This window comes from Streptococcus pseudopneumoniae (genome assembly GCF_001072925.1).
Taxonomy (GTDB): Bacteria; Bacillota; Bacilli; order Lactobacillales; family Streptococcaceae; genus Streptococcus; species Streptococcus pseudopneumoniae_Q.
The window spans coordinates 23,544-29,816 of sequence record NZ_JVHE01000022.1; the positions used below are offsets into that span (position 1 = coordinate 23,544).

Below are 6,273 nucleotides of genomic sequence, written 5' to 3' on the forward strand. Positions count from 1 at the left end.
AAAAATGTCTCTTCAAAAGTTAGAAAATTATAGTAACAAAACTGTCGTACAAGAAGAAGTTCAAATCTTGACAGATATGTTAGAAGATATCGCGAAAAATATGCTTCCTGCTGAAACCTTTGATAAGATTATGCACTTGAAGGAACTTTCTTCAAAACTTGACTATCAAGGGCTAGATAAAGTAGTAACAGGTCTTTCAAATGATGAGATGGTCTACATTTCTAGATACTTCTCTATTTTGCCTCTTTTAATTAACATCTCAGAAGATGTTGACTTGGCTTATGAGATTAACCATCTAAATAATGTTGATCAAGACTATCTGGGTAAATTGTCAACAACGATCAAAATGGTGGCTGAAAAAGAAAACGCTGCTGAGATTCTTGAACACTTGAATGTGGTACCAGTTTTGACGGCCCACCCAACTCAGGTTCAACGTAAGAGTATGTTGGATTTGACCACTCATATCCATACCCTTTTACGTAAATATCGTGACGTGAGAATGGGACTCATCAACAAAGAAAAATGGCATAATGATCTTCGTCGCTATATTGAGATTATCATGCAGACAGATATGATTCGTGAGAAGAAACTAAAAGTAACCAACGAAATCACAAATGTGATGGAGTACTACAATAGTTCCTTCCTACAGGCTGTCCCTAACTTGATGCTAGAGTACAAACGTCTAGCAAAAGAGCAAGGAATTGATCTTAAACAAGCCAAACCAATTACTATGGGAATGTGGATCGGCGGAGACCGTGATGGAAATCCATTTGTAACAGCTGAAACACTTATGCGTTCTGCTACTATCCAAAGTGAAGTGATCTTGAACTACTATATTAGCAAGATTTCTAGTCTCTATCGTACCTTCTCTCTCTCGACTAATTTATCAAAAACTAGTAAAGCTGTTGAAGAAATGGCTGCTCAGTCTGGTGATACATCAGTCTTTCGTGAGAAAGAACCCTATCGTCGCGCCTTTCATTTGATTCAATCTAAATTGATTCAAACACTCTTGAATTTAAAAGAATGGTCTGTTGTTGGCTCGTCAGCTGATGAACGTCATCCTGTTGAACGTCTTCTAGGTACTCAAGGACATCAACAAGGAGTGATTACAGACTATATTAGTAATCGACTTTCAGGAGCTATTCAAGAGCTAGCTGAAGATCGTCCACCATTTTACGAAACAGTTGAAGAGTTCAAAAAAGATCTATATACCATTAAGGATTCATTACTTGAAAACAAGGCAGAGTCCTTACTCACAGGTGAATTTGCAGAACTTTTAGAAGCTGTAGAAGTATTTGGTTTCTTCTTGGCCTCCATCGACATGCGTCAAGATTCAAGCGTCCACGAAGCCTGTGTAGCTGAATTGTTAGCATCTGCTGGAATCAATGACCATTATAGTGATTTATCAGAAGATGAAAAATGTGACTTGCTATTGCATGAATTGTTAGAAGATCCTCGAATCTTGTCAGCGACTCATGCTGAGAAGTCTGAACTTCTCGAAAAAGAACTGGCTATTTTCCAAACAGCACGTGAATTAAAAGACCGTTTGGGAGAGGACGTTATTCGTCAAACGATTATCTCTCACGCAACCAGCGTATCAGATATGCTTGAGTTGGCTATCATGCTAAAAGAAGTTGGTCTGGTGGATGCTGAAAAGGCCCGTGTTCAGATTGTACCACTCTTTGAGACGATTGAAGACTTGGATCATTCAGAAGAAACAATGAGAAAGTATTTCTCTCTACCACTTGCTAAGAAATGGATTGCTTCTAAAAACAATTACCAAGAAATCATGCTTGGCTACTCTGATAGTAATAAGGATGGCGGTTATCTATCATCTTGTTGGACACTTTATAAGGCCCAACAACAATTGACTGCTATTGGTGATGAATTTGGAGTCAAAGTAACCTTCTTCCATGGTCGTGGTGGTACCGTTGGCCGTGGTGGTGGACCAACTTATGATGCCATTGCTTCTCAACCGCTCAAGTCAATTAAGGATCGTATTCGATTGACAGAGCAAGGGGAAGTTATCGGAAACAAATACGGAAACAAGGATGCAGCTTACTATAACCTTGAAATGTTGGTTTCAGCAGCTATCAACCGTATGATTACCAAGAAGAAGAGTGATACCAATACGTCAAATCGCTATGAAGCAATCATGGACCAAGTAGTAGAACGTAGTTACGATATCTACCGTGAACTCGTATTTGGAAATGACCATTTCTATGATTATTTCTTTGAATCTAGTCCAATCAAGGCTATTTCAAGTTTCAATATTGGTTCTCGTCCAGCAGCTCGTAAAACGATCACTGAAATCGGTGGTCTACGTGCTATTCCTTGGGTATTCTCATGGTCACAAAGTCGTGTTATGTTCCCAGGTTGGTATGGAGTTGGTTCAAGCTTTAAGGAATTTATCGATCAAGATCCTAAAAATATCGAATATCTTCGTGATATGTATCAAAATTGGCCATTCTTCCAGTCACTCCTATCTAACGTAGACATGGTATTATCTAAATCAAATATGAATATCGCCTTTGAGTACGCTAAACTTTGTGAAAGTGAAGAAGTACAAGCAATCTACTATACTATCTTGGATGAATGGCAGTTGACTAAGGATGTTATCTTGGCTATTGAAGGCCATGAGGAGCTCTTGGCAGAAAATACTTATTTGAAAGGCAGTCTTAACTACCGCATGCCTTATTTCAATATCCTTAACTATATTCAGTTGGAATTGATTAAGCGTCAACGTCGTGGCGAGCTATCTTCAGATGAAGAAAGATTAATCCATACAACTATCAACGGAATTGCTACAGGATTACGTAATTCAGGCTGATACAAGTTAGATTTTATAAAAAACGTAGGAATTTTTGTTAATATTTAAAATATTTTATGAAAACCCTTGACAAGTTTTAGTAAAATGATATAATTTAAGCATTCAGAAAGTAATCATTGAAATTTTTTAGAGAGTCTGTGGTTGGTGGAAACAGATAGGTGGAAGTGATGAAAATTGGGCTGAATGTTATTAAGAATTTGAAATCATAAGAATTCGGTGAGCACACCTTACAGTGCAACTCGTTTTAGCGAGTAAGAGCGATAGGATTAGTTCCTATAATTGAGGTGGCACCGCGCATCGACGTCCTCACACAAGTTTTTTGTGTGAGGACTTTTTCTATGGGGAGGAAAAAATTATGGAAATCAAACGATGGCGTCGCTTGAATAAGTGATTGAATAAAAAAATAATAAGATAAGAAGAAATAAGGAGAAAATTATGAAAAACAAACGTCTACTCGGTATTATCGTAGCATTAGCACTTGTAGTTGGTGGAAGCTTAGTATATTCTAGCTTAACGAAACAAGAAACTAAAACTGAGACAGCTAATAAAACAGCTAAGGTTGGTGTTCTTCAGTTTGTAAGCCACCCATCGCTTGACTTGATCTACCAAGGAATTCAAGATGGACTTGCTGAAGAAGGTTATAAAGGTGACCAAGTCAAAATCGACTTTATGAACTCAGAAGGTGACCAAAGTAAGGTTGCGACAATGAGTAAACAATTGGTGGCAAATGGAAATGATGTCGTTGTCGGCATTGCAACACCAGCAGCTCAAGGTCTTGCAAGTGCAACAAAAGACCTTCCTGTTATCATGGCAGCTATCACAGACCCAATTGGTGCTAACCTTGTACAAAACTTGGAAAAACCAGGTGGGAACATCACAGGGGTATCTGACCACAACCCTGCTGAACAACAGGTTGAATTGATCAAAACATTGACTCCTGATGTCAAGACAGTTGGAGCTCTTTATTCAAGTAGCGAAGATAACTCTAAATCACAAGTAGAAGAATTCAAGGCTTACGCTGAAAAAGCTGGTTTGAAAGTAGAAACATTCGCAGTTCCTTCAACGAACGAAATTGCTTCAACAGTGAACGTTATGACTGGTAAAGTAGATGCAATCTGGGTTCCAATCGATAACACAATCGCATCTGCATTCTCAACTGTCGTTTCAAGCAATCAAACAGCTAAAAAACCAATCTACCCAAGTGCGACTGCCATGGTAGAAGCTGGAGGTTTGGCATCAGTCGTTGTTGACCAACACGATCTTGGTGTTGCTACTGGTAAAATGATTGCCAAAGTCTTGAAAGGTGAAAAACCTGCAGATACACCAGTCAATGTCTTCTCAACTGGTAAATCAGTGATCAACAAAAAAGTTGCTCAAGAACTTGGAATCACTATTCCTGAATCAGTTCTCAAAGAAGCTGGTCAAGTAATCGAATAAGAATGAAGGAGGAGTTGGAGACATCTCCTCCAATTTTTAGAATAAAGGAAATGAATCAAACATGCTAATATCAATTATTTCACAGGGATTGGTCTGGGCTATCCTAGGTTTGGGAATCTTTATGACCTTTCGAATCTTGAACTTCCCAGATATGACAACTGAGGGTTCCTTCCCACTTGGAGGAGCAGTAGCAGTGACTTTAATTACCCAGGGAGTCAATCCTTTTCTTGCGACTTTAGCGGCTGTAGGAGCAGGTTGTCTTGCTGGTTTAGCAGCGGGGTTATTATATACCAAAGGGAAAATTCCAACTCTTTTATCAGGAATTTTAGTCATGACTTCTTGTCATTCTATCATGCTCATGATTATGGGACGGGCTAACCTTGGACTCTTAAACACCAAGCAAATCCAAGATGTTCTTCCATTTTCATCAGAGGTTAATCAATTACTGACAGGTTTAATCTTTGTGACTTTGGTTATTCTTCTCATGCTTTTCTTCCTAGATACCAAACTTGGACAGGCCTATATCGCTACAGGGGATAATCCAGATATGGCTCGTAGTTTTGGTATCAATACAGGACGTATGGAGCTTATGGGCTTGGTCTTGTCAAATGGTGTAATCGCACTTGCTGGCGCACTTATCGCTCAACAAGAAGGTTATGCGGATGTCTCTCGTGGTATCGGTGTTATCGTTGTTGGTCTTGCTAGCTTGATTATCGGTGAAGTCCTCTTCAAGAGTCTTACCCTAGCAGAACGCTTGGTTACTATTGTAGTTGGTTCCATCAGCTATCAATTCTTGGTATGGGGAGTCATTGCTCTCGGCTTTAACACTAGCTACCTCCGTCTATATAGTGCCATTATCCTAGCAACTTGCTTGGTAATTCCAACCCTTAAGGATAAATACTTGAAAGGAGTCAAGTTAAGCAAATGACAGCAATTGTAGAATTAAGAAATGCCACAAAAATTGTGACAAATGGCTTTGACGAAGAAAAGATTATTCTAAACGATGTTTCACTTGATATTTATGAACATGACTTCATCACAATCTTGGGTGGAAATGGTGCAGGGAAATCAACCCTCTTTAATAGCATTGCGGGAACTCTACCCTTGACTAGTGGTAGCATTCGCATCATGGGTGAGGATGTGACTCATTTCAGCCCTGAAAAGCGAGCCAAGTACCTCTCTCGTGTCTTCCAAGATCCCAAGATGGGAACTGCCCCTCGTATGACTGTTGCAGAAAATCTTTTGATTGCAAAATTCCGTGGAGAAAAACGTGGTCTCTTTCCACGAAGACTCTCAGCTTACAAGGCTGAATTTCAAGCAACCATTGAGAAGGTTGGCAATGGTCTTGAGAAACACTTGGACACCCCGATTGAATTCTTATCAGGTGGACAAAGACAGGCCTTGAGTTTATTGATGGCAACCTTGAAACGTCCTGAACTCCTTTTGTTGGATGAACATACAGCAGCGCTTGATCCTAAAACAAGTGTCGCCTTGATGGAGTTAACTGATGACTTTGTCAGCAAGGACCATCTGACTGCTCTGATGATTACCCACCATATGGAAGATGCTCTCAAGTATGGAAATCGCCTCATTGTCATGAAAGAAGGGCGAATCATCCAAGATTTAAACAAGGATGAAAAAGCCAAGATGAAGATTTCAGATTACTATCAACTGTTTGAGTAATTGATTTTAAATAATTGAGATAAAAAACTTAGAAGTAGGCTTTTGCTTCTAAGTTTTTTAGTTGTTTTTAAATATTATTTATATTTCTCTTTTCGTCTGTTTTCCTTTATAATAGAATCAATCTAAGAATCTTAAACTTTGATAATAGTAAGGAGATAAAAACATGGCATACACACAAGAAGACTTTCAGGAATGGATTTTTCAGATTGGATTTAAGATGGATAATTTTACAAGGGAGTTTGCGGAGAAAGAAGGGCTAAATTTAGACTATAGCATGCAGTCTTTGGATGATTTGGAGGCTTGGATCTTGGCTCACTACGAAG

4 protein-coding genes and 1 other annotated feature are annotated in these 6,273 nt (G+C 39.0%); all 4 genes read left to right on the plus strand.

Annotated elements, in window-relative coordinates:
• Positions 1–4: 4 nt before the first annotated feature.
• Positions 5–2,830 carry a phosphoenolpyruvate carboxylase gene (gene ppc, locus ADH81_RS00900; protein ID WP_049525837.1) on the plus strand — a complete coding sequence of 942 codons (2,826 nt, stop codon included), beginning with the start codon at positions 5–7 and terminating at the stop codon, positions 2,828–2,830.
• A gap of 94 nt (positions 2,831–2,924) precedes the next feature.
• Positions 2,925–3,141, plus strand: a binding site (T-box leader).
• A 124-nt stretch (positions 3,142–3,265) separates the two neighbouring features.
• Positions 3,266–4,267 carry a tryptophan ABC transporter substrate-binding protein gene (trpX, locus tag ADH81_RS00905; RefSeq protein ID WP_000792189.1) on the plus strand — a complete coding sequence of 334 codons (1,002 nt, stop codon included), beginning with the start codon at positions 3,266–3,268 and terminating at the stop codon, positions 4,265–4,267.
• A gap of 61 nt (positions 4,268–4,328) precedes the next feature.
• Positions 4,329–5,195, plus strand: a complete 867-nt coding sequence (locus ADH81_RS00910; protein ID WP_049525839.1) for an ABC transporter permease — start codon at positions 4,329–4,331, stop codon at positions 5,193–5,195.
• On the plus strand, positions 5,192–5,950 hold the full coding sequence (locus tag ADH81_RS00915) for an ABC transporter ATP-binding protein (protein WP_049525841.1): 759 nt from the start codon (positions 5,192–5,194) through the stop codon (positions 5,948–5,950). Before ADH81_RS00910 ends, ADH81_RS00915 begins: the two co-directional genes overlap by 4 nt.
• The last annotated feature ends 323 nt before the right edge of the window (positions 5,951–6,273 follow it).